Source organism: Niveispirillum fermenti (assembly GCF_052474395.1).
Genome location: NZ_CP156679.1, coordinates 1147750 through 1172754 on the forward strand (window position 1 = coordinate 1147750; position 25005 = coordinate 1172754).

Annotated in this window: 25 protein-coding genes and 1 tRNA gene; 14 read left to right on the forward strand and 12 right to left on the reverse strand. The window is 65.6% G+C overall.

What is annotated here, in order from left to right:
- Positions 1-48: 48 nt before the first annotated feature.
- The 3 genes from ABC728_RS09240 to ABC728_RS09250 form a co-directional block, all read right to left on the reverse strand.
- On the reverse strand, positions 49-498 hold the full coding sequence (locus ABC728_RS09240; protein WP_416620505.1) for a flagellar biosynthesis repressor FlbT: 450 nt from the start codon (positions 496-498) through the stop codon (positions 49-51).
- Between the two features lie 209 nt (positions 499-707).
- Complete coding sequence (locus ABC728_RS09245; protein WP_445376358.1) at positions 708-2627, reverse strand: flagellin N-terminal helical domain-containing protein; 1920 nt, start codon at positions 2625-2627, stop codon at positions 708-710.
- 146 nt (positions 2628-2773) lie between these two features.
- On the reverse strand, positions 2774-4156 hold the full coding sequence (locus ABC728_RS09250) for a leucyl aminopeptidase family protein (RefSeq protein ID WP_416620507.1): 1383 nt from the start codon (positions 4154-4156) through the stop codon (positions 2774-2776).
- Between the two features lie 136 nt (positions 4157-4292).
- Here ABC728_RS09250 and ABC728_RS09255 point away from each other — a divergent pair, with 136 nt between their 5' ends.
- Entirely contained in the window at positions 4293-4961 is a 669-nt protein-coding gene (locus tag ABC728_RS09255; protein ID WP_416620508.1) for a glutathione S-transferase family protein, read from the forward strand.
- A gap of 95 nt (positions 4962-5056) precedes the next feature.
- Here the strand turns inward: ABC728_RS09255 and rpsI are convergent, their stop codons facing one another.
- Both rpsI and rplM read right to left on the reverse strand, forming a co-directional pair.
- Complete coding sequence (rpsI, locus tag ABC728_RS09260) at positions 5057-5539, reverse strand: 30S ribosomal protein S9 (RefSeq protein WP_416620509.1); 483 nt, start codon at positions 5537-5539, stop codon at positions 5057-5059.
- A 4-nt stretch (positions 5540-5543) separates the two neighbouring features.
- Positions 5544-6008 (reverse strand): 50S ribosomal protein L13, encoded by a 465-nt coding sequence (rplM, locus tag ABC728_RS09265; RefSeq protein WP_416620510.1) that lies wholly within the window; start codon positions 6006-6008, stop codon positions 5544-5546.
- Positions 6009-6312: 304 nt separating this feature from the next.
- Here rplM and ABC728_RS09270 point away from each other — a divergent pair, with 304 nt between their 5' ends.
- On the forward strand, positions 6313-6549 hold the full coding sequence (locus ABC728_RS09270) for a hypothetical protein (protein WP_416620511.1): 237 nt from the start codon (positions 6313-6315) through the stop codon (positions 6547-6549).
- Positions 6550-6609: 60 nt separating this feature from the next.
- Here ABC728_RS09270 and ABC728_RS09275 read toward each other — a convergent pair whose 3' ends face one another.
- The gene (locus ABC728_RS09275; RefSeq protein ID WP_416620512.1) at positions 6610-7065 is read right to left on the reverse strand and encodes a PaaI family thioesterase; all 456 of its coding nucleotides are present in this window, start codon (positions 7063-7065) and stop codon (positions 6610-6612) included.
- Between the two features lie 204 nt (positions 7066-7269).
- Here ABC728_RS09275 and ABC728_RS09280 point away from each other — a divergent pair, with 204 nt between their 5' ends.
- Together ABC728_RS09280 and ABC728_RS09285 are read left to right on the forward strand one after the other, a co-directional pair.
- Positions 7270-7770, forward strand: a complete 501-nt coding sequence (locus ABC728_RS09280; RefSeq protein ID WP_416620513.1) for a CoA-binding protein — start codon at positions 7270-7272, stop codon at positions 7768-7770.
- A 19-nt stretch (positions 7771-7789) separates the two neighbouring features.
- Complete coding sequence (locus ABC728_RS09285) at positions 7790-9094, forward strand: O-acetylhomoserine aminocarboxypropyltransferase (RefSeq protein WP_416620514.1); 1305 nt, start codon at positions 7790-7792, stop codon at positions 9092-9094.
- Positions 9095-9144: 50 nt separating this feature from the next.
- Here ABC728_RS09285 and ABC728_RS09290 read toward each other — a convergent pair whose 3' ends face one another.
- Both ABC728_RS09290 and cutA read right to left on the reverse strand, forming a co-directional pair.
- On the reverse strand, positions 9145-10392 hold the full coding sequence (locus ABC728_RS09290) for an MFS transporter (RefSeq protein WP_416620515.1): 1248 nt from the start codon (positions 10390-10392) through the stop codon (positions 9145-9147).
- A complete protein-coding gene (cutA, locus tag ABC728_RS09295; RefSeq protein WP_416620516.1) occupies positions 10389-10742 on the reverse strand; it encodes a divalent-cation tolerance protein CutA in 354 nt (117 codons plus the stop codon). The genes ABC728_RS09290 and cutA overlap by 4 nt, the downstream gene beginning before the upstream one ends.
- Positions 10743-10963: 221 nt before the next feature.
- Between cutA and ABC728_RS09300 the strand changes: the two genes are divergently transcribed.
- The 4 genes from ABC728_RS09300 (at position 10964) to ABC728_RS09315 (ending at position 15916) form a co-directional block, all read left to right on the forward strand.
- Positions 10964-11040 (forward strand) — tRNA-Pro (locus ABC728_RS09300).
- A 206-nt stretch (positions 11041-11246) separates the two neighbouring features.
- Positions 11247-11516 (forward strand): hypothetical protein, encoded by a 270-nt coding sequence (locus ABC728_RS09305; RefSeq protein ID WP_416620517.1) that lies wholly within the window; start codon positions 11247-11249, stop codon positions 11514-11516.
- 723 nt (positions 11517-12239) lie between these two features.
- Complete coding sequence (locus ABC728_RS09310) at positions 12240-14969, forward strand: cation-transporting P-type ATPase (protein WP_445376359.1); 2730 nt, start codon at positions 12240-12242, stop codon at positions 14967-14969.
- A 38-nt stretch (positions 14970-15007) separates the two neighbouring features.
- The gene (locus ABC728_RS09315; RefSeq protein ID WP_416620519.1) at positions 15008-15916 is read left to right on the forward strand and encodes a universal stress protein; all 909 of its coding nucleotides are present in this window, start codon (positions 15008-15010) and stop codon (positions 15914-15916) included.
- Positions 15917-16005: 89 nt separating this feature from the next.
- On the opposite strand, the gene ABC728_RS09320 is transcribed toward ABC728_RS09315, so the two are convergent.
- Positions 16006-17133 (reverse strand): acyl-CoA dehydrogenase family protein, encoded by a 1128-nt coding sequence (locus tag ABC728_RS09320; RefSeq protein WP_416620520.1) that lies wholly within the window; start codon positions 17131-17133, stop codon positions 16006-16008.
- A gap of 117 nt (positions 17134-17250) precedes the next feature.
- Entirely contained in the window at positions 17251-18435 is a 1185-nt protein-coding gene (locus tag ABC728_RS09325; protein WP_416620521.1) for an acetyl-CoA C-acyltransferase, read from the reverse strand.
- A gap of 125 nt (positions 18436-18560) precedes the next feature.
- Between ABC728_RS09325 and ABC728_RS09330 the strand changes: the two genes are divergently transcribed.
- The gene (locus ABC728_RS09330) at positions 18561-19568 is read left to right on the forward strand and encodes an AraC family transcriptional regulator (protein ID WP_416620522.1); all 1008 of its coding nucleotides are present in this window, start codon (positions 18561-18563) and stop codon (positions 19566-19568) included.
- Here the strand turns inward: ABC728_RS09330 and ABC728_RS09335 are convergent.
- Positions 19553-21457 carry a potassium transporter Kup gene (locus tag ABC728_RS09335; protein ID WP_416620523.1) on the reverse strand — a complete coding sequence of 635 codons (1905 nt, stop codon included), beginning with the start codon at positions 21455-21457 and terminating at the stop codon, positions 19553-19555. The two genes, ABC728_RS09330 and ABC728_RS09335, sit on opposite strands and share 16 nt — an antisense overlap.
- Before the next feature lie 153 nt (positions 21458-21610).
- Between ABC728_RS09335 and ABC728_RS09340 the strand changes: the two genes are divergently transcribed.
- Positions 21611-21940: an MmcQ/YjbR family DNA-binding protein gene (locus ABC728_RS09340; RefSeq protein WP_416620524.1), complete on the forward strand. Its 330-nt coding sequence runs from the start codon at positions 21611-21613 to the stop codon at positions 21938-21940.
- Positions 21941-22129: 189 nt separating this feature from the next.
- Complete coding sequence (locus ABC728_RS09345) at positions 22130-22708, forward strand: transglycosylase SLT domain-containing protein (RefSeq protein WP_416620525.1); 579 nt, start codon at positions 22130-22132, stop codon at positions 22706-22708.
- 7 nt (positions 22709-22715) lie between these two features.
- On the opposite strand, the gene ABC728_RS09350 is transcribed toward ABC728_RS09345, so the two are convergent.
- The gene (locus ABC728_RS09350) at positions 22716-23183 is read right to left on the reverse strand and encodes an outer membrane protein assembly factor BamE (RefSeq protein WP_416620526.1); all 468 of its coding nucleotides are present in this window, start codon (positions 23181-23183) and stop codon (positions 22716-22718) included.
- Positions 23184-23454: 271 nt separating this feature from the next.
- On the opposite strand from ABC728_RS09350, the gene ABC728_RS09355 reads away from it, so the two are divergent.
- The 3 genes from ABC728_RS09355 to rpmF all read left to right on the forward strand — a co-directional run bounded on the left by ABC728_RS09355 (position 23455) and on the right by rpmF (position 25004).
- Positions 23455-23988 carry a ubiquinol-cytochrome C chaperone family protein gene (locus tag ABC728_RS09355; protein ID WP_416620527.1) on the forward strand — a complete coding sequence of 178 codons (534 nt, stop codon included), beginning with the start codon at positions 23455-23457 and terminating at the stop codon, positions 23986-23988.
- A gap of 138 nt (positions 23989-24126) precedes the next feature.
- Positions 24127-24717, forward strand: coding sequence for a YceD family protein (locus tag ABC728_RS09360; RefSeq protein WP_416620528.1), 591 nt, complete (start codon positions 24127-24129; stop codon positions 24715-24717).
- Between the two features lie 98 nt (positions 24718-24815).
- A complete protein-coding gene (rpmF, locus tag ABC728_RS09365) occupies positions 24816-25004 on the forward strand; it encodes a 50S ribosomal protein L32 (protein WP_054166525.1) in 189 nt (62 codons plus the stop codon).
- Position 25005 lies beyond the last annotated feature (1 nt).

Consider the following 25005-nt stretch of genomic DNA (forward strand, 5'->3'; position numbering starts at 1 on the left):
GCCGCACACAAACGGGCAGCGCACGCACCGCCGGCGAGGGAGCCGGCGTCAGGTGGTGGGGGGTGACCGGCGGCGAACCTTGGTGACGACGACGGGCGCCTTGCCCGGCTTCTCACCCTTGGCCGTCTCCCCCCCTTCGGCCGGAAACAGCTTCCGGCATATCTTCAACGCGCGATAATAATTCCCGCCTTGGACAAGCTGCTGTACCTCATCAAACAGTTCGGCATCATCGGGCCGCGCTGACCGGACCTCATCCAGGATGATGCCGAACTTCATGAGGTTAAGTTCTGCATCCTCGGGAAAGATGTAAATCAACTGAATGATGAAATAGAGCTTCTTTTCAATCGTATCGCAGTTCTCTTCTTTCAAAATCTCCCTGCCGCGCAGGAAATTCACCTTATTATAGAAGAAAAGCGACACCGGATGGTCGCCGACACCAATGACGGCACCGTTCACGATGAGCTTTTCACCAGGTCGCAGAACGAGTTTCAAAGGCACAGCAATATTCCCTGTATGGCAGCAGGGGACGGACCACCCCGGCAATGACTAGGAAGTAAGCCACCGTCACCGCCAGGTCACGAAAAAAGGCGGGGCACCAGCCCTGGCATATTCGCCATGGACAGGATATCGGCGGTGACAATCCCGGAATCAAGAACGGCGGGCTTTTGAAGCCCGCCGTTCCCTTAGCCATCAGGCTCCTGGGCTTATTAGAACAGCCGCAGGATCGACTGCTGCGCCTGGTTGGCCAGCGACAGGGAGATCGTGCCGAGCTGCTGGCGGGTCTGCAACAGCAGCAGGTTCGCACCTTCCTCGTTCTGGTCAGCCTGGGTCAGCTTGTTCGCGCCTTCCGTCAGGACGTTGGAGAACTCGCTGGTGAAGTTCTCACGGGTCTGGATGACGTTCAGGTTCGTGGACAGCGACTGGGAGGCGCTGCGCAAGGTGGCCTTCGCGTAATCCAGGCTGGCAACGGCGTTGTCGATGTCCGACCGGTCCAGGAAACCGTTCTGGGCATAGTCGACGCGCAGACCCTGACCATCCGTCTGGACATTCCGGCTGACGACCTGGATGTTGCTGGTGTTGTCGGAATTGAACTGCACCGACAGGTCGTTCTCGGTATTGGCGTCCGTGCGCTGCACGGTCGTCAGGTTTGCCGAGCTCTGGGCCGAAGCCGCACCCTTGATGGTCTTGGCATCCACCGTCACGCGGACCGTGCCACTGTCGAAGTTCAGGGAGTTCTCACCGTCCGACAGCTTGGCGTTACCGCGGGCGTTGGTACCCGACCGCTCGACCGTGACACCGTTCAGGTTGGTGGCCGACAGGGTGATGTCGACATTCTTTTCGATCGTCGACGTACCATTGGCGGAGGTGTTCAACGCTTCCAGCGAAGTACGGTCGATCGTGAAGCTGACAGTGGTGCCAGAGGAGAAGGTGATCGACACGGCCTTCTCAGCCGCGTTGCTGGCCGACGCACCCACCGTGAAGGACACACCCGTGCCCGCCGTCGAGTCGGACCCGATGAACAGTTCCTCGCCATCATTATAGGCGACGTTGAAGCGGGCGCCGGTATCGTCACCATTGGCCAGGGCGGTGCCGGAGTCGTTGAAGTTCGTGGTATCGGCAACCATCGCGTTGTAGAGGCCCTCGGCCACGACCTTGCGACGATCGGCCGGGTTGTCGCCCGTGCCCGCACCGCTGTTGAAAGCGTCCAGATCATCCTGCGTCACGGTGTAGGTGTAGGCCGTGCCGTTGACCGTGGCCGTGAAGGTGTCACCCACCTCGACCGCGCCGCTGATCGTCACCTTCGACTGCTGGCTGGTCCCGCTCACACCAGCCGTGGTCGTGCTGGCCACCGCGTTCTGCGTATTGTCGAAGAACTTGATGGTGCGCGATTCGCCGTTCTCCGTCACAACGACGGTGCGCTCACGGCCCGTGTTGCCGCGCATCTCGATGCTGATATCGGCGAAGTTGCCGGCCGTGGAGGAGATCGTGCCCGACACCTTCAGCGAGGTGATGCCGCGCGCATCCTCGGCCTTGGCGATGTCGCCCAGATTGGCGGTGATGGCGCCGGTGCCGCTGACATTCACGGAATAGGTGTCGGCGCGGACCACGTTGGTGACCCGGCTGTTCGACAGACCCGTCACCGAGTTGACGGCAGTGCGGCTTTCCGAGGTGCTGTCCAGGCTGAGACCGGAACCGGTCAGCAGGTTCTTGCCGGCGTAACCGCTGTCCTGGGCGATCTTGTCGATCTGCTCCTTGATGCGGTTGAACTGGTCGGCCAGCGACTTGCGCGTGGCGACCGACGCAGCGTCGGTACCCAGATTGGAATAGGCGGTGGTGGTCAGACCGCGGGCCTGCTCGACCAGGCTTTCGATCGCGGTGATACCCTTGTCGCCGGCCTGGATCGTGCTGATCGCCTGCCCCATCAATTCCTTGAGGCTCGACAGGTCGCTGGACCGCGTCGACAGGGACTTGGCCGCGAAGAAGGAATTGGGGCCGTCCAGGGCCGAATTGACCTTGTTGCCCGTCGCCAGCTTGGTCTGGATGGACTCGACCTGGCGGTTGGTCTTTTGCAGCAGCAGCAGGTTGCTGCGCATACTGGAAGTCAGGCTGACATCGCTCGAAGACATTGTGTCTCTCCTTTGGAGGTATGGAACCCCGAATTTTTCGGGTCAGGATCGAGAAAACACCGATCCCCGCACAGAGTCAAGCGGATTAGCCGCAGCGGAACAGAGGCTATCCGTTTGGACTGCGGCTGGCCGGCCGCGGGATTGCCTCAGAGCTTCCCGAAACGGGCAGCGATAGCGGCGAAGACAGCGCGCAGCGTCATGGCCTCCCCGCCCTCTGGGCGGCCGGGGCGGCTGGAATTGTTCCAGGCGAACAGGTCCAGATGTGCCCATGGCGTCTCCCTGGATACGAATTGTTCCAGAAAAAGGGCCGCCGTGATGGCGCCCGCCATGCCGCCGGCAGGCGCGTTGTTCAGGTCGGCAATCTTGCTGTCCAGTTGCGGCCGGTATCCCTGCCAGAGCGGCAGCCGCCATATGGGGTCGCCGACCTCCATGCCCGCGGTCAGGATGTCGGCCGCCAAGGCATCGTCATTGCTGAACAGGGCCGGCAGGTCGGGGCCCAGAGCCACCCGCGCGGCACCGGTCAGGGTGGCGAAATCCAGCAGCAGGGCGGGTTTCTCCGAATCGGCTTCCGCCAGCGCATCGCACAGGATCAGCCGGCCCTCCGCGTCGGTATTGCCGATCTCCACCGACAGGCCCTTGCGCGTGGGCAGGATATCCATGGGACGGAAGGCGTTGCCCGCCACGGCATTTTCCACGGCCGGCACCAGAACACGCAAGCGCACGGGCAACCCCGCTTCCATGATCATGCGGGCCAGACCCAGTGCATGCGCACCGCCCCCCATGTCCTTCTTCATGATCAGCATGCCGGATGCGGGCTTCAGGTCCAGGCCGCCGGTGTCAAAGCACACACCCTTTCCCACCAGCGTCACGCGCGGGTGCGTGGCATCACCCCAGACAAGATCGATCAGGCAGGGGGGCCGTACCGCAGCCCGGCCAACGGCATGGATCATGGGATAGTTCGCCGTCAGCAGGTCGTCACCGACGGTGACACTGCAACTGGCCCCGAATTCCGCCGCCAGACCGGCGGCGACTGCGGCCAGTTGCGGGGGGCCCATATCTTCACACGGGGTATTGACCAGGTCGCGCACCATGAAGGCCGCTCTGGTGAACCGCGCTATCGCCGCCCCGTCCGCATTGGCGGGCAGCACCAGTCCCGCAAAGCCCCGGCCCGCCTTCTTGTAGCGGGTGAACTGATAGGTGCCCAGCACCCAGCCCGTCGCCACGGCCGTGGCCGCCGCCGCTTCCAAGGCGGTTTCCAGCAGATAGCTGCCGGCCGGCAGGGTCGCAGGCAGCCCGGCCAGAGACCAGATGTCCACCCGCTCGCCAATGCCCACCAGCACGCGAGCCAGGCCCCCGTCGCTTCCCGGCACCAACGCCGTGGAGCCGGCGGCCCCCGTGAAGCCCACGCGCTTGACCCAGGTCGCCTGCGCCTGGGGAACCGAGGCCAGCCATTCCTCCAGCCCCTCCTTGCGCAGCAGGGTCACGGGCACGGCGTCGGCGGGGGTCTCTGTCAGCAAATGGGCAGTCACGGTCGCGGCTTCCTTCAGGGATCAGGCGCTGTCAGGTTCGGCCATCGGGCAGCCCGCTCAAATCGGGCTTGGTGGCCACAGGCCTTCAGCCCTACTCTTCCAGCCCTTTCTTAGCAACGGTGAAGCAGGACCTCCCATGACGGCCGCCCCCTCCCCCGCATTCACCCTGGTCCTGGGCAACAAGAACTATTCCTCGTGGTCGTTGCGCCCCTGGCTGGCCATGCGGCAGGCCGGGCTGGCCTTTGACGAACAGGTGGTGCCGCTGCGCCAGACCGACACGAAGGCCAGGCTGCTGTCCCATGCCCCCAGTGGCAAGGCACCTGTGCTTCACCATGGCACAGTGACGGTATGGGACAGCCTGGCCATCTGTGAGTATGTCAACGAATTGTGCCCCCAGGCCGAGCTATGGCCCACGGACCCCGTCGCCCGTGGCGTGGCGCGGTCGGTCGCGGCGGAAATGCATTCCGGCTTCCCCGACCTGCGGCGCAACCTGTTCATGGACATGCGCAGCCGCTACGACCGGCCGGCCCGGGTCGCGGCGGCCCAGGCCGATATCGACAGGGTGCTGGCCATCTTCACCGATTGCCGGGCACGATTCGGTCAGGGTGGCCCCTTCCTGTTCGGGGGCTTTGGCATCGCGGATGCCATGTTTGCGCCCGTCTGTTCCCGCCTGCGCACCTGGGGCGTGGCACTGGACCCCGTATCCGGCGCCTATGTCGAGGCCATCCACGACCTGCCCGCCATGCGGGAATGGCTGGCCGACGCGGAGAAGGAGCCCTGGACCATCGACTATGAAGGCATGTGAGGCCGGCACCGGCCGGCCAAAAGAAAAAGGGCGTTCCCACACGGGAACGCCCTTTCTCCATTCCTTGGACCCAGGCTTGCCAGGATCCAGGCGCATCAGCGCTTGGAGAACTGGAAGCTGCGGCGGGCCTTGGCCTTGCCGTACTTCTTACGCTCGACAACGCGCGGATCGCGGGTCAGCAGGCCGGCGGCCTTCAGCGAGGGACGCAGGCCCGGCTCGAAGAAGGTCAGGGCCTTGGACAGACCATGGCGCAGGGCGCCTGCCTGACCCGACAGACCGCCACCGGAAACCGTGGCGATAACGTCGAACTGCTCGATCCGGCTGGTGATCTGGAACGGCTGGTTGATCATCATGCGCAGCACGGGACGGGCGAAGTAAACCGCCAGTTCGCGACCATTCACGGTGATCTTGCCGGTGCCGGGCTTCAGCCACACGCGGGCGACGGCGTCCTTGCGCTTGCCGGTCGCATAGGCGCGGCCGAAAGCGTCCAGCTTGGGCTCCACCGGGGCATCCGGGGCGGCAGTGACAGCGGCGGCGGCGCCGGCCTTCAGGTCAGCGAGGCTGTTGATGGTGGCCATGATATCAGGCGCTCCGCTTGTTCTTGGCGTTCAGGCCGGCAATGTCCAGCACCGCCGGCTCCTGGGCGGCGTGCGGGTGCTCGGCACCGGCATAGACGCGCAGGTTGGACATCTGGCGACGACCCAGCGGGCCGCGCGGGATCATGCGCTCGACGGCCTTCAGGATGACGCGCTCGGGGAAGCGGCCGTCCAGGATCTGGCCGGCGGAACGGCCCTTGATGCCGCCCGGATAGCCAGTGTGCCAGTAGAACATGGCATCCTGGCGCTTGTTGCCGGTCAGGACGACCTTCTCGGCATTGATGACGATGACATTGTCACCGCAATCCAGGAACGGGGTATAGGTGGGCTTGGTCTTGCCGCGCAGGATCATGGCGATCTGGCTGGCGAGACGACCCAGCACAACGCCCTCCGCATCGATCAGAATCCACTTCTTCTCGATCTCGGACGGCTTCAGGTTAAAGGTCTTCATCGGAGCACTCGGGCTTGAACGGATGAAGGCGCCAACCACCGGGCTGGCACCGAAGCGGTGGGTGGTTTACGGCCAAACCCGCATCGCGGCAAGCAAAAAATGCAGCATGAACAATGGGCTGGGGAACGGTATTATAGTACCTCAATCCGAAACACCTTGATATTATTGGACTTTTTTACCTCAAATCTCCTGCGCATGCCCCGACCTTTCCCTGGCATGCGGTTGTGGCATCGGCCCCATGCGAGGGAACCTGGAACCTGCACGGGTGTTGCTTGTCCGGTGCAACCGTTAAGAGGAGGTTCGAATGTCCACCATCGCGACGATCCGCGCGGGCGCCGCCGCCGTGGCCCTGGCGGGCCTGCTGGCCGCCTGTGGCAACAGCATGGAACAGCGCGCGGCCAGCGGGGCCCTGATCGGCGCCACGGGCGGTGCCGTGCTGGGCGGCAATGTCGGCAGTGCTGCCCTGGGCGGCTTGGCCGGTGCGGGCGCCGGTGTCGTCACGCACGAGATGCAGAAGGACAAGCAGAAGCGCAAACCTTGATCATCCCGGCCTGAAGGCCCGCCGCCCGCGAACCGGCTTTCCCGGCAAGGGAAATCCGGTTCAGGCCGGCGTCGCGGCCGGAATGGCGTAGGTGCCTGTCGCATGCGCGACCGGATCGGGGTCGCCATCGGAATGGATCAGCACCTCGCCGTAGGCAAGCCGCTTGCCCGGTTTCAATATCCGGGCCTCGCCCACAAGGGCGCGCGGCGGCGGCTTCTTCAGGAAATGGATGGTCATGTTGCTGGTGACCGCCAGCGGCACATGGCCGATCTGGCTGAGCACGGCACCATACAATGCCACATCGGCCAGCGCGAACATGGTGGGGCCGGAAATGGTGCCCCCCGCCCGGATGGTGCGCGGCGAGGCCCCCACATCCATCACACACCGGCCCCACCCCATTTCCCGCACGGCGAAACCATCGTCCCGGACCTGCGGCATATATTCATCCAGCAGGGCGGTGAACGCCGCAACATCCAGGGACGGCAGCCGGAGATTGCCAGACAGGTGTCGCGCCATGGGCCGGTCTCCTCTCACTTATTCCCGTTGTTCACGGACAGACCAACCAGTGTAGCCTGCCCCGCCCATAGGGAGCAGCCAGGACTTTCGGCGTGCGTTTTTAACATAAAAATACAGTGAAACAGCACATTGTGCCAATCGAGCCTGTTGAAAAGACGGGCGATTTGTCGTTCCCTGTCCTCCCCATGGCCGGGACCAGGATGCATGCAGCACGATTTCTACCCTGACGAGTTCATCCGCGGCGTCTTGAACGCGGTGAAAACCATCGCCGTCGTCGGCGCCACCGATAATCCGGTGCGCGCCAGCTTCTACGTCATGAAATACATGGCCGACAAAGGCTATCGCATGATCCCCGTCAACCCGGCGCTGGCCGGCAAGAGCGTGCTGGGACAGCCGGCCTATGCCAGCCTGACCGACCTGCCGGAAAAGCCGGACATGGTGGATATCTTCCGCAACACCGCCGAGGCCGGCCGGGTGGCGGAAGAAGCCGCCGCCATGGGCATCCCCTATATCTGGATGCAGCTTGGCATCCGCAACGACGAGGCGGCGGCCAGGGCAGAGACGGCAGGGGCCACCGTCATCATGAACCGCTGCCCCAAGATCGAATATGCCAGGCTTTACGGCGAGATCGGGCGCCAGGGGGTCAATTCCAACATCATCACCGCCAAGCGCCGGCCCGTGAAACCGGCCAAGAAACTGATGTGACATCGCAGAGGAACGCCAGATGAGCGACGAAACACCCCGCAGCTTCGGATTTGAAACCCGCGCCATCCATGCCGGCGCGGCCCCCGACCCGGCAACCGGCGCGCGCGCCACGCCGATCTATCAGACCAGCAGCTATGTCTTCGAGGATGTGGACGAGGCTGCGGCCCTGTTCAACCTGCAGAAGGTCGGCTTCATCTATTCGCGCCTGACAAACCCCACCGTGTCGGTGCTGGAAGAACGGATCGCCAATCTGGAAGGCGGGGCGGGCGCCACCTGCACGGCGTCAGGCCATTCCGCCCAGATCCTGGCCCTGTTCCCCCTGATGCGCCCCGGTGACGAATTCATCGCCGCCAGGAAGCTCTATGGCGGCTCGCTGAACCAGTTCGCCAACAGCTTCCCGCGCGCCTTCGGCTGGAACTGCGTCTTTGTCGATGGGGACGATCCGGAGAATTTCCGCCGGGCCGTCACGCCCAAGACACGCGCCATCTTCATCGAAAGCCTGGCCAATCCCGGCGGCGTGGTCAGCGACATCGCCGCGATCGCCAAGGTCGCGGACGAAGCCGGTGTGCCGCTGATCGTCGACAATACGATGGCGACGCCGTATCTGTGCCGCCCCATCGAGCATGGGGCCACGCTGGTCGTGCATTCGACGACGAAATTCCTGACGGGCCATGGCACGTCGGTGGGCGGCGTCGTGGTGGATAGCGGCAAATTCGACTGGCGCCGGGACGGCCGGTTCCCCGCCCTGTCTGAGCCGGAGCCCGGTTACCACGGGCTGCGCTTCGCCGATACGTTCGGGCATCTGGCCTTCACGATCTATGGCCACGCCATCGGGCTGCGCGACCTTGGCCCCGCCATGGCCCCCATGAACGCCTTCCTGGGCATTCTGGGGACGGAGACGCTGGCCCTGCGGATGGAGCGCCACTGCACCAACGCGCAGAAGGTGGCGGAATTCCTGTCTACCCACCCGGCCGTGGCCTGGGTGAACTATGCCGGGCTGGAAGACAGCCCCTACAACGCACTGGCCCGGCGTTACCTGCCCAAGGGGGCGGGCGCCGTCTTCACCTTCGGCGTCAAGGGCGGCTACGATGCGGGCGTGCGCGTCGTGGAATCGGTGGAACTGTTCAGCCATCTGGCCAATATCGGCGACACCCGGTCCCTGATCATCCACCCTGCCAGCACGACGCACCGGCAGTTGACGGAAGAAGGCCAAGCCGCCGCCGGGGCCGGGCCGGATGTGGTACGCCTGTCCATCGGCCTGGAATCGGTGGAGGATATCATCGCCGACCTGGACCGTGCCCTGACGGCCTCGCAGGAGGGATGATCCGCATCAGCCCGCCCCCGGCTGTCCATATGGCCGGGGTGCGGGGATGATCAGTCCCCGGCGCCGGCCACCGGTACCGGGGACAGCCCCTCCTTGCCCTGGACCGCGCCATCCGGCCCCTTTCCTTCCCGCGGCAGCAGGAAGGCGGACAGCAACACCATGGAGGAGAGCACGGCCAGCACCGCGAACACCAGTTCCGGACCCGCCGTGCGCCCATAGGCCCACGCGACAAGTTGCACGCCCAGCGGCGCCATACCGAAGCTGAGCACGAATTTAGACCCATAGGCGATGCCGCGGTAACGGGCCGGCGTATAGTGGGCCAGCAACAGGTTTTCCGCCGGGATCTGCATGTTCATCAGCGCGACCATTCCCGCCGCCAGCACGATCGAGGACCAGCCCAGCACCTGCATGGCCAGGAAATAAAGCGGAATCTGGAACAGCGCGCAGCCCATATAGATCCATTTGACGGGCAGGCGGTCGGCCAGAAGCCCGCCCAGGAACTGCGGCAGGGCACCGGCCAGGAAGACGGCCGTGACCAGGCCGCCCACACCAAGCGTACTGCCCGCCAGATCGGTGCCCACCGCCTGTTCAAACCATTTCGGCGACATGGTCAGCAGCGACTGGAAGATGACGCCGCCGCACATCATGGTCACCGACAGGATGATGAAGGCGCGCACCAGCTCGCGGCGGCCGGGAACCGTGCTTTCCACCATGTCGGCCCGCCGATCCATGATGGCGCCGCGGGCGATGTGCCAGCCCAGCGCCAGCGCAAAGACCAGACAGATCAGGCCCGGCACCAGGAAGGCACTGTGCCAGCCCCACAATGCCGCCAGCCCGCCGGCCACGATACTGCCGCCGGCCACGCCCATACTGCCGAAAATGCCCAGCACACCCATGGCACGGCCACGGTTGGCGGCATTCTTCATGGTCCAGGAGATGCCGACGGGATGATAGATGGCGCCGCCCAGCCCGATGACGGCCAGGGCCCACATCATCTGGTCGGGCGTGTCGGCCAGGGCGGCACCGATCGCCCCCAGGCCCGACAGCACGAACATGACGACGATCATGCGGCTGTCCGACCAGCGGTCGCCCAGCCACCCGGCCAGCGGCGCCCCCAGGCCGATCAGCAGCGCCCCGAAGGTCCACAGCCGGATCAGATCCTCGTACCCCATCTGCCATTCACGGACCAGTTCCAGCACGATGGTCAGGTAAAGACCCGTCATCACATGCATGGTGGTGTGACCGATATTCGAATAGGCCAGCGACAGTCTGGCCGAACGCTGCTCCGCCGGCATCATGCCCCCTCCCCTTCCGGGGTGGCCTGGGCCGGCGCCGTGCTGCCCGCCACCAGCCAGGCCAGATAGGCCGGCAGCCCGCCCGTGATGGGCAGGGTGACGATGCAAGGCAGTTCATAAGGGTGCAGGGCGCGCACGCGCGCCGTCAGCGCCCCGGCCCCGCCGGCCCGGCATTTGGCGATCAACACCACCTCCGACGCCTGCTCCACCCGCCCCTGCCAGCGGTAAAGGCTTTCCATTCCCGGCAGGATGTTGACGCAGGCGGCCAGCCGCTCCTCCACCAGGGCGGCGCCGATGCGACGGGCCGTTTCGATATCGGGTGCGGTGACATAGGTCAGGACAGGCGCTTCCATCCCTGGATTTCCTTCGCTGCTGGGCCGCCGATGGTAGCCCCCCGCCCCCTCGCTGTCCCGCGCGGGCGGCGGGCCGCAGCCCCGCGTACCGGACAGGGCAGACCGGAAAACGACAATCATGCGATTTTTTGTTGATAGAGGCGTTGCATCCCTGGAAGTCGGTGGCTATAGTCCGCGCCCGAACGACGGCGGGGTTCCCCGGCGTGGTTCGCACGAGAGGTCGGAGCGTGGCGCAGCCTGGTAGCGCACTAGACTGGGGGTCTAGGGGTCGCAGGTTCGAATCCTGTCGCTCCGACCATTCTCTCGCTAACCCTACCAATGGGTTACACGGAAAGCCGCCGTCGGAAACGACGGCGGCTTTCGTGCTTTTTGGGGCTGGGTGCGGATTTTGGGTGCGGATCGGGAGCGCAGCCAGTCGCTTTTCTACTTGACCCTGCCCATAATTGTCCGCATTATGCGGACATGGCAAGGGAATGGCCCCAGCCAGATTGAGGGAAAGCCCCGATGACCGATATGTCCGCAGACCTGACGGAACAACTGGCGCGCACTGACCGCTCGCTGGAGGAAACCCGCAAGTTTGTCGCCGAACAGCACAAACTGATGGCCGAACAGCAAAAGCTGATGGCGGAAGAACGCAAGCTGCTGGCGGAGGCTGACAAACTGCGCCGCGATCACGGCTTCGCCCCCTTCACCGCTTCCGTCGCCATGGTCACGTCGGTCGTCACCGGTATCGTCGCCATCGTCGCCATGTTGAAATCCATGGGGGTCCTGTGACCCCCGACGAAATCCGGGAATGCTTGGCCCTGCTGGGTTGGTCCCAGCGGGGCTTAGCCTCCATGCTAGACATGGATGAACGTCAGGTGCGCCGTTGGGCGTCCGGGCAAGCCGCCATGCCTTCGGACATTGCCGGCTGGCTGCGTCGGATGGCCGATACCATCCGCCGCGACCCGCCCCCCGCGCCGCGCCGCCGTACGGCTGCCATCAGCACCGGCTGAACGACGCACGCGCCACTTAGTCCAACTGAACAGGCTCCACTCAGACGATACGGGGGCGGGGCCATATTCTCATCGGGAACCGATCAGCACGCGAGTATTGCCAAGCTTCCCGGCAATCGTCGCTCGCAACAGAATCCAACGCCCCCGAAACCAAAGGGACAGAACCCAAAGTGCAAGGAAATGCCGCGGGGGCCCTACGTCATGATCGCAGCTTGGGAGAGGGACCTCACGCACCCTTTCCCAATTGCTTTACATTTAAATGTTGTATTCTGTTCATATCAAATTTCTTTCGTGCCTTCACAGCCGTTAGCCGCTGACCCGCGCTGTCCATCACCGGCGACGGACGGCCGCAGCCGAACGCCGATACGGCCGCCACCAAATCCCCCCGGCTTTTGATCAGGATCAATGGGGTTCCGCCCTGCCCTGGTAAGTTTCCCGGATGAATAATGCCAGTCCTTGATGACCGGCCCCGGAAACCACGGCAGAGAACGGACCCCTTGCGATGAATGAGAAGCCGGCGGCACCGACGCCCGAAGAGTACCCGATCGCCTGGCATGCCCTGCCGGAAGCGGACGTGTTCGCAGCACTGGCTACCAGCGTCAGCGGCCTGGACGCGGCGGAGGTGCAGCGCCGGCTGCGGGTCAACGGGCCCAACCAGCTGCCGGCAGCCCCCGGAAAGCATCCGATCATGCGGCTGCTGGCACAGTTCAACAACGCGCTGATCTATTTCCTGCTGGCCGCCGCCGTGGCCGCCGCCACGCTGGGCCATCATATCGATGCTGTCGTCATCCTGGCCGTGGTCACGGTGAACGCCATCGTCGGCTTCGTGCAGGAGGGGCGTGCCGAGAAGGCGTTGAACGCCATCCGGTCGATGATTTCCCCCCACGCCCAGGTGATCCGCGATGCAAGGCGGCAATCCATTCCGGCCACCGACCTGGTCCCCGGCGACATTGTGCTGCTGGAAGCGGGTGACCGCATTCCGGCCGACCTGCGCCTGACCCGGGCCCGCGCACTGCTGATAGAGGAAGCCGCCCTGACAGGCGAATCCGTGCCGTCAGAGAAACGGGAAGCTCTGGTGGATGCCCGAAGCCCGCTGGCGGAGCGGTTCTGCATGGCCTTTTCCGGCACCATGGTCGCCGCCGGCCAGGGCATGGGCATCGTGGTGGCGACGGGCGCCCATACGGAGATCGGCCATATCAGCCGGATGATCAGCCAGGTGCAGGAGATCACGACCCCGCTGCTGCGTCAGATCAACGAGTTCGGCCGCCGTTTCACCTGGACGGCCGTCAGCGCCGCCGTGGCCTTGTTCATCTTCGCCGTGCTGGTGCGGCAGTTCCATTGGGAAGAGGCACTGATCGCCGTGGTGGCGCTGGCCGTGGGCGTCGTGCCCGAAGGACTGCCGGCCGTCATCACCATCACGCTGGCCATCGGCGTGCAGCGCATGGCCGCACGGAATGCCGTCGTCCGTCGCCTGCCCGCGGTGGAGACACTGGGCGCCACCTCCGTCATCTGCTCCGACAAGACGGGCACGCTGACCCGCAACGAGATGACGGCCCGCCGGCTGGTCACGGCCGGGCATGAGATCATGGTCGGCGGCTCCGGCTATCGGCCGGAGGGCAGCTTCCGTGTCAGCGGCCGGGACGAGGACATGGAGTTGCTGGCCCTGGCGGCACCGCTCCTGCGCACGGCCCTGCTGTGCAACGATGCCCAATTGCGCCAGACGGGTCCCGACGCCTGGCATGTCGATGGCGACCCGATGGAAGGCGCGCTGGTCTGCCTGGTCATGAAGGCCGGGTTCGATCCCGGCCATGTCCGCGGGGAATGGCCGCGCGTGGACGAGATCCCCTTCGACGCCAAGCACAGATTCATGGCCAGCCTGCACCAGGGCCCCGGTGAACGGGTGATCTTCGTGAAGGGCGCGCCCGAACAGTTGCTGGCCAAGGCCGCCGGTCAGGCCGGTGCCCACGGGACGGAACCGCTGGACGCTCCCTGTTGGCAGGAAAGGATCGAAGCCGCCGCGGCACAGGGGGAACGTGTGCTGGGTTTCGCGATGAAGCCGGTTCCGGCCGGGCTGGACCGGCTGTCCTTCGCCGATCTGGACACGGACCTGATCTTCATCGGCATCATCGGCTTCATCGATCCGCCGCGCGACGAGGCGGTCGACGCCATCGCCGAATGCCGGTCGGCCGGCATCCAGGTGAAGATGATCACGGGTGACCATGGCGCCACGGCCGCCGCCATCGCGGGGCAACTGGGCCTGGCGGACCGGCCGGAGGTGGTGACGGGCGCCGATATCGACCGGATGGACGATGCGGCGCTGAAGCAGGTGGCCGAGCGCGCCCATGTCTTCGCCCGCACCAGCCCGGAGCATAAGCTACGTATCGTGCAGGCGCTTCAGGCCGATCGGGCCATCGTCGCCATGACGGGCGACGGGGTGAACGATGCCCCGTCGCTGAAACAGGCCAATGTCGGCATCGCCATGGGCGGCAAGGGGACCGAAGCCGCCAAGGAGGCGGCGGAAATCGTGCTGCTGGACGATAATTTCGCCTCCATCGTCGCCGCCGTGCATGAGGGCCGCACCGTCTATGACAATATCCGCAAGGTGATCGCCTGGACCCTGCCCACCAATGGCGGCGAGGCCCTGACCGTCATCGCCGCCATCCTGCTGGGCTTCACCATGCCCATGTCGCCCGTGCAGATCCTGTGGATCAACCTGATCCTGACGGTGACGCTGGGCCTTGTCCTGGCATTCGAACCGTCCGAACCCGGCGTGATGCAACGGCCGCCACGGCCGGCCAATGCACCATTGCTGTCCCGTTTCCTGGTCTGGCGGGTGATCCTGGTTTCCTTCCTGTTCCTGGGCGGGGCACTGGCCATCTTCTTCTATGCCCTGAACCGCGGACATGATGTGGAAACAGCGCGGACCATGGTGGTGAACACCATCGTCGTGCTGGAAATCTTCTACCTGTTCAATGTCCGCTATCTGCATGTCGGGTCGGTCACCTGGCGCGGCGTGCTGGGCACGCCGGCCGTGCTGCTGGTGATCGCCATCGTGGTGGCCGCACAGCTCGCCTTCACCTACACCCCCGTCATGCAGGCGTGGTTCGCGACGCGGCCCGTTCCGCTGGCCGATGGCATCGTCATCATCCTGACGGGCGTGCTGCTGATGGCCGTGCTGGAAGGGGAAAAGGCGTTGCTGCGCCGGTGGCGTCTGTTCGGGGATGAAATCTGAGCAAAAGACATTACTTATGAACGACAGGAGGAGACCCCATGACGAATGAAACCCCGCCCATGGCCGCCCGCCCGCGTCGCCTGCTTCTGGCCACGGACCTGTCCGCCCGGTGCGACCGCGCCCTGGACCGCGCATTGCTGCTGGCCAATGAATGGCAGGCCGAACTGATCCTGTTGCATGTGGTCGAGCCCGACCGGCAGGACATGCAGGACGAGCGCGACACGGTCCTTCCCTGGCGCCGCCCCGACGACCCGGTACAGGTCGCCACGCGGGAGATCGAGACCGAGTTGCGCCGCGCACCCGGTCCCGTTGCCATCATGGTGGAAAAGGGCGACGTGTCGGAAACGGTGCAGCGCGTCGCCAGCGAGCGGGCCTGCGACCTGATCATCACGGGCCTGGCCCGCAGCGAGGTGCTGGGCCGCTTCAGCCTGGGCACCAGTGTGGAAAAGCTGGCCCGCCGGGCGCCGGCGCCCGTGCTGGTCGTGCGCAACCGGGCGCGGGAGACCTATCAGAACGTGCTGGTCACCACGGATTTTGCCGCCCCGTCGCGTCGCGCCCTGCAAATGGCGGCACATCTGTTCCCGCAGCAATCCACGGCCCTGCTGCACGCCTTCCAGACGCCGTTCGTCGGTATCGTGCGTGATCAGGACCAGATGCGCGACCAGTATCGCACATCGGTACAGGAAGAGGCGGCGGCCTTCGTGGCATCGGCCGAACTTGCACCGGATGCCGCGCGAAAGCTGCGCGTCCTGGCGGAAGAGGGCGCACCGGCTGATCTGGTGCGCGATTATGTGGCCGCCAACGACACCGACCTCGTCGTGCTGGGCACCGACGATCGCGGCAGCGTGCTGGATTTCCTGATGGGCAGCACGACCGACACGATCCTGGAAGTGCTGCGCTGCGATGCCCTGATCGTGGGCTGCGCCGTGACGGACGCCGCACCATAGGCTCCGTTGCCGTGATGCCGTTTGCCCGACCGGGCGACGGCATCACGAGCCGACAGAACAGGCCTGCGGTGCCGGAACCGGCCGGCCCATCACAGGTTGCGGGCGATGACCAGGCGCTGGATGTCGCTGGTGCCTTCATAGATCTGGCAGACCCGGACATCGCGATAGATGCGTTCCACCGGAAAATCATCCACATAACCGTAACCGCCAAACGTCTGGATCGCATCGGAGCAGACACGCTCCGCCATCTCCGACGCGAACAGCTTGGCCATCGACGCTTCCTTCAGACAGGGCTGGCCGGCCCCGCGCAGCGACGCGGCATGCAGGACCAGTTGCCGGGCCGCCTCGATCCGGGTCGCCATATCGGCCAGGCGGAAGGATACGGCCTGATGTTCGATGATGGGCACGCCCATGGAGGTGCGGTCGCGGGCATAATCGCGGGCCGCCTCGAAAGCGGCCTGGGCCATGCCGACGGATTGCGCCGCGATGCCGATGCGACCGCCCTCCAGGTTGGCCAGCGCGATACGATAGCCGTCACCCGGATGTCCCAGCATGGCCGATGCCGGAACGCGCACATCCTCCAGCAGGATCTGGGCCGTGTCGGAACTGCGCTGACCCAGCTTGTGCTCCAGCCGCGCGACCTTGTAGCCGGGATTGTCGGTGGGCACCAGAAAGGCGGAGATGCCCTTCTTGCCCGCCGCCGGGTCGGTGACGGCGAAGACCAGCGCGACGCCGGCATGCCGGCCGTTCGTGATGAACTGCTTGGCACCGTTCAGCACGTAATGGTCGCCATCGGCCACGGCCCGGGTCTTCAGCGCCGATGCGTCGGAGCCTGCCTGCGGCTCCGTCAGGCAGAAGGCGCCCAGCAGGCGGCCGGCCGCCATCTCCCGGAGATAGCGTTCCTTCTGCTCCGCGTTCCCGAATTTCAGGATGGGGGCGCAGCCGACGGAATTATGCACGCTCATGATGGTGGATATGGCGCCGTCACCCGCCGCGATCTCCTCGATCGCCAGGGCATAGGAAACGGCGTCGGCCCCGGCCCCGCCCCATTCCTCGGGCACCACCATGCCCAACAGGCCCAGCTCGCCCATTTCCCGCAGTTCCGCTGCGGGGAACCGGCTTTCGCGGTCGCGTTCCGCCGCACCGGGGGCCAGGCGCTCGCGCGCGAACTGGCGCGCCATGTCGCGCACCATCACCTGTTCTTCGGTGAAAAGCATGGAATGTCCTTTCCGGCACCCTGCCGGCATCACGGCGGCAGGCCGGAAGCCGGGTGGGGCGTTATCGATCATGCGCCCATGCGGGGTGGGCAGGCTTCGTGAAGGCTGACTACCCGATTACAGCATCTCCACGGCCATGGCAGTGGCCTCGCCGCCACCGATGCACAGGCTGCCGACCCCACGCTTCAGCCCACGCTTCTTCAGCGCGTGCAGCAGCGTCACCAGGATACGGGCACCCGACGCACCGATCGGATGGCCCAGCGCGCAGGCCCCGCCATGCACATTGACCTTGTCGTGGGGCAGGTCCAGTTCCTTCATGGCGGCCATGGCCACGACGGCAAAGGCCTCGTTGATCTCGAACAGGTCGACATCGCCCGCGGTCCAGCCGGTCTTGGCGAACAGGGACTGCATCGCACCGACAGGGGCCGTGGTGAACCAGGCCGGGGCGCGGGCATGGCCAGCATGGCCGACGATGCGGGCCAGCGGCGACAGGCCCCGCTTATCCGCCTCGCTGGCCCGCATCAGCACGAGCGCCGCCGCCCCATCGCTGATGGAACTGCTGTTGGCGGCCGTCACGGTGCCATCCTTGCGGAAGGCGGGCTTCAGCGTCGGGATCTTGTCCGGGCGGCCCTTGCCCGGCTGCTCGTCACGGGCGACCACGCTTTCCCCGCCGCGGCCCTTCACGGTCACGGGCGCGATCTCCGCGTCGAAGGTGCCATCCTCCACGGCCGCCTTGGCACGGCGCAGGCTTTCCAGGGCATAGGCGTCCTGTGCCTCCCGGGTGAAGCCGAAATGGCTGGCCGTATCCTCCGCGAAGGTGCCCATGGCACGGCCGCGCTCATACGCATCCTCCAGACCGTCCAGCGCCATATGGTCGAAGATGGTGGCGTGGCCATAGCGATAGCCGCCGCGCGCCCGGTCCAGCAGATAGGGGGCGTTCGACATGCTCTCCATCCCTGCGGCCACCACGATGTCGGCGGAACCGGCCAGGATCAGGTCGTGGGCCAGCATGGTCGTCTTCATGCCGCTGCCGCACATCTTGTTCACGGTGGAACAGGTGACCGACAGCGGCAGGCCGGCGCCCAGCGCCGCCTGACGGCCCGGCGCCTGGCCCTGTCCGGCCTGCAGCACGTTGCCCATCAGCAGTTCGTCCACGCTCTCGCCGGAGATGCCGGCCCGGACCACGGCTTCCTTCACGGCGGCGGCACCCAGCTGGGCAGCCGTCAGGCCCGACAATTCGCCCAGCATCCCGCCCATGGCGGTACGGGCGGCGGACACGATGACGATCGGATCGGCGGTCATGGCGGTTTCCTCAAAGCCTATTGCTTGTCCGGGACAGCGTAGACTTGCCGCTTCCGATCATCCATAACCGTTTTGATCAAATTTCCTGACCGGTTATATCAATTCCGCAGGGGATGCCGACGGGCATGGAGAAGGGCAGCGTTTCGATCCATTTCGTGCAGGCAGCCCTGGCGGGCATGCAGGCGCGCGGGCTGGACACGGCCCCGGTGATGCGCAAGGCCGGCATCGCCCCGGCCTTGCTGGCACAGGCATCGGCGCGCGTGCCCGTCGGCGCCTATGCCGCCCTGTTGCGCGGGGTGGCACAGGTGCTGGATGACGAGTTCTTCGGCCTGGACAGCCGCCGCATGAAGATCGGCAGCTTCGCGCTGTCCTGCCTGCTGACCCTGGGCACCGGCGGGCTCGGGCGCGCGCTGACCCTGCTTTGCCGTGCCTACAACACCACCTTCGATGACCTGCGCGTCGCCGTGCGGCGGGAGGCCGGCCGCGCGGCGCTGGAGATCATGCCGACCCGGCCCGACCGGCCCGTGCCCGTCTTCGCGGTGGAGACACTGTTCGTCTATATCCATGGCGTGGCCTGCTGGCTGACCCGCCGCCGCATCGCGATCCTGGAGGCGGAACTGCCCTATCCGGCGCCCGGCCATGCCGGGGAGTATCAGGTGCTGTTCAGCGCCAACCTGCGCTTCGACCGGCCGCATTGCCGGCTATGGTTCGATGCGGGCATGCTGGATCTGCCTGTCGCGCAGGATGCCCGCACCGCGCGATCCTTCCTGAACCAGGCGCCCGACAGTTTCCTGGTGAAGTATCGCAACCCCGATGGCCATGGCCGGCGGGTGGCCGCCATGCTGCGCCGGCGCCCACCGGCCGAATGGCCGGGACTGGACCGGGTGGCCGCCACGCTGCGCTGTTCCCCGGCCACCTTGCGCCGGATGCTGCGGCAGGAGGGGACATCCTTCCAGGCCATCAAGGACCGTTTGCGGCTGGAAATGGCACAGGAGGCGCTGGCCCGGCCCGACCTTTCCATCGCCGACATCACATCCTTGCTGGGCTTTGCCGAGCCGGCCGCCTTCAACCGCGCCTTCCGGCAATGGACGGGCACAACGCCCGCCCGTCACCGGCGTCAGATCTCGACATGACCCCCCAGTTCCACCACGCGATTGAGCGGCAGATGGAAGAAGTCGGCCGAGGTCGTGGCGCTGCGCATCAGGAAGGCGAACAGTTCCTCCCGCCAGCGGGCCATGCCGGGTTCCGGTGAAGGCACGATGGTTTCCCGCGTCAGGAAATAGGAAAAGCGCAGGGGTTCATAATCGAATCCCAGATCCGAGCGCCGGGCATTGGCCAGCGCCTTGGGAATGTCGGGATCGTCCATGAAGCCGCAATGCATGGTGACGCGGTGGACATCGTCGCGCAGCTTCTGAGAGACCAGCCGCTCGCCCACCGGCACGCGGGGGCGCTCCGTCACCTTGACCGTCATAATGACGACCTGTTCATGCAGGACATGATTGTGCTTCAGATTATGCAGCAGGGCCAGCGGCACGCCCGTCGGGTTGGTGGTCAGGAAAACGGCCGTGCCCGGCACGCGCGTCACCCGGCCGCTGCCGGCGATGCCCGCCAGGAACTCCTCCAGCGGCACGGCATTGGCCCGCAGCTTGGCCTGCAGCAGTCTACGGCCCGTCTTCCAGGTCGTCATGATGATGAAGGCCACGATGCCCGCAGCCAGCGGGAACCAGCCCCCATGCGTGATCTTGGTGGCCGTGGCCAGGAAATAGGCCAGGTCCACAGCCAGCAGCAGGCCGAAGAAAGCCAGTGCCATCTTTCCGTTCCAGCCCCAATGATGGAAGGCCAGCAGCGCCACCAGCGTCGTCGTGATCAGCATGGTTCCCGTCACCGCCACACCATAGGCGGAAGCCAGGTTGGTGGAATTGCCGAAGCCCAGGACCAGGGCCACCACGGCCAGCATCAACGCCCAGTTGACCAGCGGGACATAGATCTGCCCCATCTCCTTTTCCGAGGTATGGATGATCTTCATCCGCGGCAGGTAGCCGAGTTGGATCGCCTGCCGCGTCACGGAAAAGGCGCCGGAGATCACGGCCTGGCTGGCGATGATGGTGGCCAGCGTCGCCAGCCCGACCAGCGGCAGCGCCGCCCAGGCCGGCCCCAGCAGAAAGAAGGGATTGGCCGCCGTGGCCGGGTCGGAGAGAAGCAGCGCCCCCTGGCCGAAATAATTCAGCATCAGCGACGGCCAGACCAGCAGATACCAGGCCAGCCGGATGGGCAGCCGGCCGAAATGACCCATGTCGGCATAAAGCGCCTCCGCCCCCGTCACAGCCAGCACCACCGACCCCAGCGCCAGGAAGCCAATCCAGCCGTCATGGGCGATGAAGGCGATGGCATGATGCGGCGACAGGGCGGCCAGCACCTCCGGTGCACGCCCGATATTGGTCACGCCCAGCACGGCCAGGACGCTGAACCAGAGGACCATCAGCAGGCCGAAGCCCCCGCCCAGCGCTGCGGAGCCCTTGGATTGCATCGCGAACAGGGCCACCAGGATGGCGATGGCGATCGGCACGGTCCAGGGTGCCAGATCCGGCGCCGCCACATTCAGGCCTTCCACGGCGCTCAGGACCGATATGGCCGGGGTGATGGCGCTGTCGCCATAGAAAAGCGCCGCCGCGAAGACCCCCAGCACACCGGCCAGCACCGACAGGCGCGGATTGTCGGCCAGGGTTTTCTGCAACAGGGCCAGCAGGGCGAAGCTGCTGCCCTCCCCCTCATTGTCGGCGCGCATGATGATGGCGACATATTTGACCGATACCACCAGCAGCACGGTCCAGAAGACCAGCGACAGCACGCCCAGCACATGCAGCTCATCGACCGGCAGCGGGTGCGGGCCGGCGAAGGCCTCCTTCATGGCATAGAGCGGGCTCGTGCCGATATCGCCGAAAACAACACCGATGGCCGACAGGAACAGCACGCCGAATGACGAACGCGGGGCGCCATGCGCCGCACTGGCCGGATGACCCACGATGCCCACCCCTGTCCCGCAATTGCGAAGCAGACGCTAGCCAATTCCACGCAAAGGTGCAAGGAAGCAGCGGCAGGGATCATGGTCCCTTGCCCCGCCCCTTCCTGTCCGGCACGCTGCCTTATTTAAAGCAGTGGGAGACGGGGAGAAGACATGGTGACAGGATCGGACCTGCGCCGGCTGGCACTGGGGCTGCCGGGAACAACCGAACATCCGCATTTCGACCGCGCGGCCTTCAAGGTGGCCCGCACCTATGTGACGCTGGCACCAGACGGATTGACGGCCAATTTCAGGTTCACACCCGATGAGCAGGCGCTGAAATGCACCGTTGCACCCGATGCCTTCATCCCCGTTCCCAATGGCTGGGGCCGGCAGGGATGGACCACGGGCACGCTGTCGGGCCTGACGGAAGCTGAACTGGCTGCTGGGCTGCGCATGGCATGGGCCCATGCCCAGCCCAGCAGCCGGCGCCGGCAGCGGTGAGCCCGGCTGGACGGCCGGGCAACCCTGGGCTAATACCGGAACCTGATGAGTTGGACAGATCCGGTCCCGGTTCGGCGGCGACTGCCACCGCGCGGCACATGCTGCGTCGCCAGGCTGCCGGATGGCCGCGCCGGCAACTGAGGCTGGCGACCGGTTACGATCACCAGGATTTGGTGTATTACAGGCTGCATGAAGCCGACATGCCGCAATCCCGCTTCTTCCCGCCCCACCCTGCTGGCCCGCCGCGCCCTGCTGACCGGTGCCGCCGGCCTGCTGCTGGCCGCGAGGCCGGCCCGCGCGTTCACGCTGACGGGTACGATCTGGGAACGGGCGGGGCGGCTGGCCCGGATCGACCCCTATCTTCTCTACGCCGTATCCTATGTCGAAAGCCGGCTGGACAGGCGCGGCCGCACGGGCCCCTGGCCCTATGCCGTGCGGACCAGGATGGAGTCCTTCTATCCCGATGATTTCGACGCGGCCATGGCCCTGATCCACAGCCTGCCGGCCGATCAGGTGCGGGACGCAGATTTGGGATGGATGCAGGTGAATGTCCGCTGGCACGGGCACCGGGTTCCCGATATCAGCCACCTGCTGCACCCGGAAATCAACCTGCGCATCGGCGCCGGCATCCTGCGCGAGGCCCTGGACAGCCTGCCCTCCGATCCCGCCCGCGCCATCGGCCGCTACCATACCTGGATGGACGAGGCGCGCGGCCGGTCCTATGGCACGCGCGTCCTTCTGCTGCGGGACCGTTTGCGGACGGGATGACGCCGCCTCAGCGGCTCTTTCCGTCGTCCTTCTTCTTCTTGCGCGCAGGCTTGGACAGGTTGCCCAGCAACTGTTCGAAGAAGCCGAGATCATGGCCCACGGTCGGGGTCACACGGGCCACGGGGGCAACATAGGCGGCATCGTTGCCGTCGATCTCCGTCATCTCCTGCACCGTGCCACCGGCGTCGAAACGGACGCGCAGGATGCGCTGTGCCGTCACCTCGGGGTCGAGGAAGGCGGTCTGCTCCGTCCGGCGGCCGATATAGTACCAGGTGGAACCGTCGACCGTGCCTGTGGTGGTCGGCGTGCCCAGCACATACTGGACCTGCTCGCGCGTCGTCTGGCCGACCTGGATCTGCGCCATCCGCGAATCCTCCACCAGATTGCCGCGCTGGGCGACGATGGGGGCGCAGCCCGTCAGGCCCAGGCCGAAAAAGGCGAAGGTCAACAGGGCGGTTGCATGGGTCTTGCGCATCAACGTGACGTCTCTCAAACCTGTAGTGACCGGCGGCGTTACGGGCGCCCCCGCCAGACCATGCACGGGGCAGAACCCCGATGACCAGCGGCCGGCAAGCCGGAAACCGGCAATCCGCCCGCCGGGAACCGGCAATACGACCCGCCATGGCTTGACGGCAAGGCTGCCGCCCCCTATCTGGCCGGTGACATTGGCACCGGCCTTGGCGCAATGTCAATGTCCGCAGTATCCATATCCACGAGCCTGTGAAAGCCAGGGGAGAAGGCCCGCCTTGTTCAGTCGCCTGTTCCAGCGCCCCCGGCGCGAACGCACCATCGCCGCCCTCTATGGCGCGATTGTGGCCCAGTCGCGCCAGCCCCCCTTCTTTGCCGACCAGGGCGTGCCCGATACGCTGGAGGGGCGGTTCGAGATGGTGGCGCTGCATGCCTGGCTGGTCATGCGCCGGCTGGCCATGGGCGGCAAGGCGACAGCCGATTTCAATCAGGCCCTGTTCGATTTCATGTTCGCCGACATGGATTTCAACCTGCGCGAACTGGGTGTCAGCGACATGAAGATCGGCGACAAGGTGAAGGATCTGGCCAGCCATTATTATGGCCGCGTCGCCGCCTATGATGCCGGGATCGCCGCGGGTGACGACCCGTCCGTGCTGGAATCGGCGCTGGACCGCAACCTGTTCGGCTCCACCCTGCCCGAACCGGCACAGGTGGCCGCGATGGCCGACTATGTGCGCCGGCAACTGGCGCATCTGGAGAGCGTCCCCATCGACAGGCTGCTGGCCGGACAGGTCGAGTTCGCCGCCGCCTGAGGATTGCCATCCGATGTGCCGGGGCGATGTCGCCCTGGCGCATCCTTATATATTAAGGTGTCGGGGATGGCCGCCAGCGATCCCCGACCACAAACATCAGACATAGTGCCTGGCCGCAGGCCGTCCGGAGTTTTCGTCATGAACAATCCCAGCCGCACCCCGGAACTATCCCGTACCGTCATCGCCGACAAGGTGACCACCAGCGGCGGGTATGAGGTCGTCACCGCCGGCGATGCCGAATGCGCCGCCCTGGCCACACGATTCGACCTGATTTCCCTTTCGGGCCTGACCGCCAAGCTGCGCCTGCGCCGCGTCAGGGGGGATTTCATCAAGGTGACCGGCGAACTGGAGGCCGATGTCGTCCAGCGCTGCGTGGTGACGCTGGAGCCCGTGCCCGCCCATGTGAAGGAGGAGTTCAGCGCCCTCTATGCGCCGGACCACCTGATCCCCAAGGAGGAAGAGGACGCGGAAAGCGACCATTTCCAGTATCTGGGGGCCGAGGAGGATTTCCCGGAACCTATGCCGGGTGGGCGTATCGACATCGGCGAACTGGTAGCCCAGAATCTGTCCCTGGCCCTTGATCCCTATCCGCGTCGCGACGGGGTCGAATTCACCCCAATTCTGGAGGATGTGGGCCCCGATACCTTGTCCCTGACAGGCGACGAGCCCGCCGAACCGCCCCGCCAGAACCCATTTGCGGCCCTGTCCCGCTTAAAGAAGCCCTCTTGAGCAGGGTTTCGCACTTGCCCTCCGGAACCATATCCAGTATTCAAGCGCCTCTGTCCGGGCGGCCCTTGCGGCCGCCTAAAACATTGTGAGTTACGATCATGGCCGTTCCCAAGAAGAAGACCTCCAAGTCGAAGCGCAACATGCGCCGCTCGCACGATGGCTTGACCGCCGCCGCCTACAACGAGTGCGGCAATTGCGGTGAGCTGAAGCGCCCGCATCATGTCTGTGGCTCCTGCGGCCATTACGATAGCCGCGAAGTGACCGCGACCGCCCCGGCCGCGGCCTGAT

Excerpts from the sequence above, each read along its gene's own strand:
- ABC728_RS09245 (WP_445376358.1), bottom strand. The coding sequence starts at position 2,627 with ATGTCTTCGAGCGATGTCAGCCTGACTTCCAGTATGCGCAGCAACCTG.
- ABC728_RS09255 (WP_416620508.1), top strand. The coding sequence starts at position 4,293 with ATGACGGCCGCCCCCTCCCCCGCATTCACCCTGGTCCTGGGCAACAAG.
- rpsI (WP_416620509.1), bottom strand. The coding sequence starts at position 5,539 with ATGGCCACCATCAACAGCCTCGCTGACCTGAAGGCCGGCGCCGCCGCC.
- rplM (WP_416620510.1), bottom strand. The coding sequence starts at position 6,008 with ATGAAGACCTTTAACCTGAAGCCGTCCGAGATCGAGAAGAAGTGGATT.
- ABC728_RS09270 (WP_416620511.1), top strand. The coding sequence starts at position 6,313 with ATGTCCACCATCGCGACGATCCGCGCGGGCGCCGCCGCCGTGGCCCTG.
- ABC728_RS09275 (WP_416620512.1), bottom strand. The coding sequence starts at position 7,065 with ATGGCGCGACACCTGTCTGGCAATCTCCGGCTGCCGTCCCTGGATGTT.
- ABC728_RS09280 (WP_416620513.1), top strand. The coding sequence starts at position 7,270 with ATGCAGCACGATTTCTACCCTGACGAGTTCATCCGCGGCGTCTTGAAC.
- ABC728_RS09285 (WP_416620514.1), top strand. The coding sequence starts at position 7,790 with ATGAGCGACGAAACACCCCGCAGCTTCGGATTTGAAACCCGCGCCATC.
- ABC728_RS09290 (WP_416620515.1), bottom strand. The coding sequence starts at position 10,392 with ATGATGCCGGCGGAGCAGCGTTCGGCCAGACTGTCGCTGGCCTATTCG.
- cutA (WP_416620516.1), bottom strand. The coding sequence starts at position 10,742 with ATGGAAGCGCCTGTCCTGACCTATGTCACCGCACCCGATATCGAAACG.
- ABC728_RS09305 (WP_416620517.1), top strand. The coding sequence starts at position 11,247 with ATGACCGATATGTCCGCAGACCTGACGGAACAACTGGCGCGCACTGAC.
- ABC728_RS09310 (WP_445376359.1), top strand. The coding sequence starts at position 12,240 with ATGAATGAGAAGCCGGCGGCACCGACGCCCGAAGAGTACCCGATCGCC.
- ABC728_RS09315 (WP_416620519.1), top strand. The coding sequence starts at position 15,008 with ATGACGAATGAAACCCCGCCCATGGCCGCCCGCCCGCGTCGCCTGCTT.
- ABC728_RS09320 (WP_416620520.1), bottom strand. The coding sequence starts at position 17,133 with ATGCTTTTCACCGAAGAACAGGTGATGGTGCGCGACATGGCGCGCCAG.
- ABC728_RS09325 (WP_416620521.1), bottom strand. The coding sequence starts at position 18,435 with ATGACCGCCGATCCGATCGTCATCGTGTCCGCCGCCCGTACCGCCATG.
- ABC728_RS09330 (WP_416620522.1), top strand. The coding sequence starts at position 18,561 with ATGGAGAAGGGCAGCGTTTCGATCCATTTCGTGCAGGCAGCCCTGGCG.
- ABC728_RS09340 (WP_416620524.1), top strand. The coding sequence starts at position 21,611 with ATGGTGACAGGATCGGACCTGCGCCGGCTGGCACTGGGGCTGCCGGGA.
- ABC728_RS09345 (WP_416620525.1), top strand. The coding sequence starts at position 22,130 with ATGAAGCCGACATGCCGCAATCCCGCTTCTTCCCGCCCCACCCTGCTG.
- ABC728_RS09350 (WP_416620526.1), bottom strand. The coding sequence starts at position 23,183 with ATGCGCAAGACCCATGCAACCGCCCTGTTGACCTTCGCCTTTTTCGGC.
- ABC728_RS09360 (WP_416620528.1), top strand. The coding sequence starts at position 24,127 with ATGAACAATCCCAGCCGCACCCCGGAACTATCCCGTACCGTCATCGCC.
- rpmF (WP_054166525.1), top strand. The coding sequence starts at position 24,816 with ATGGCCGTTCCCAAGAAGAAGACCTCCAAGTCGAAGCGCAACATGCGC.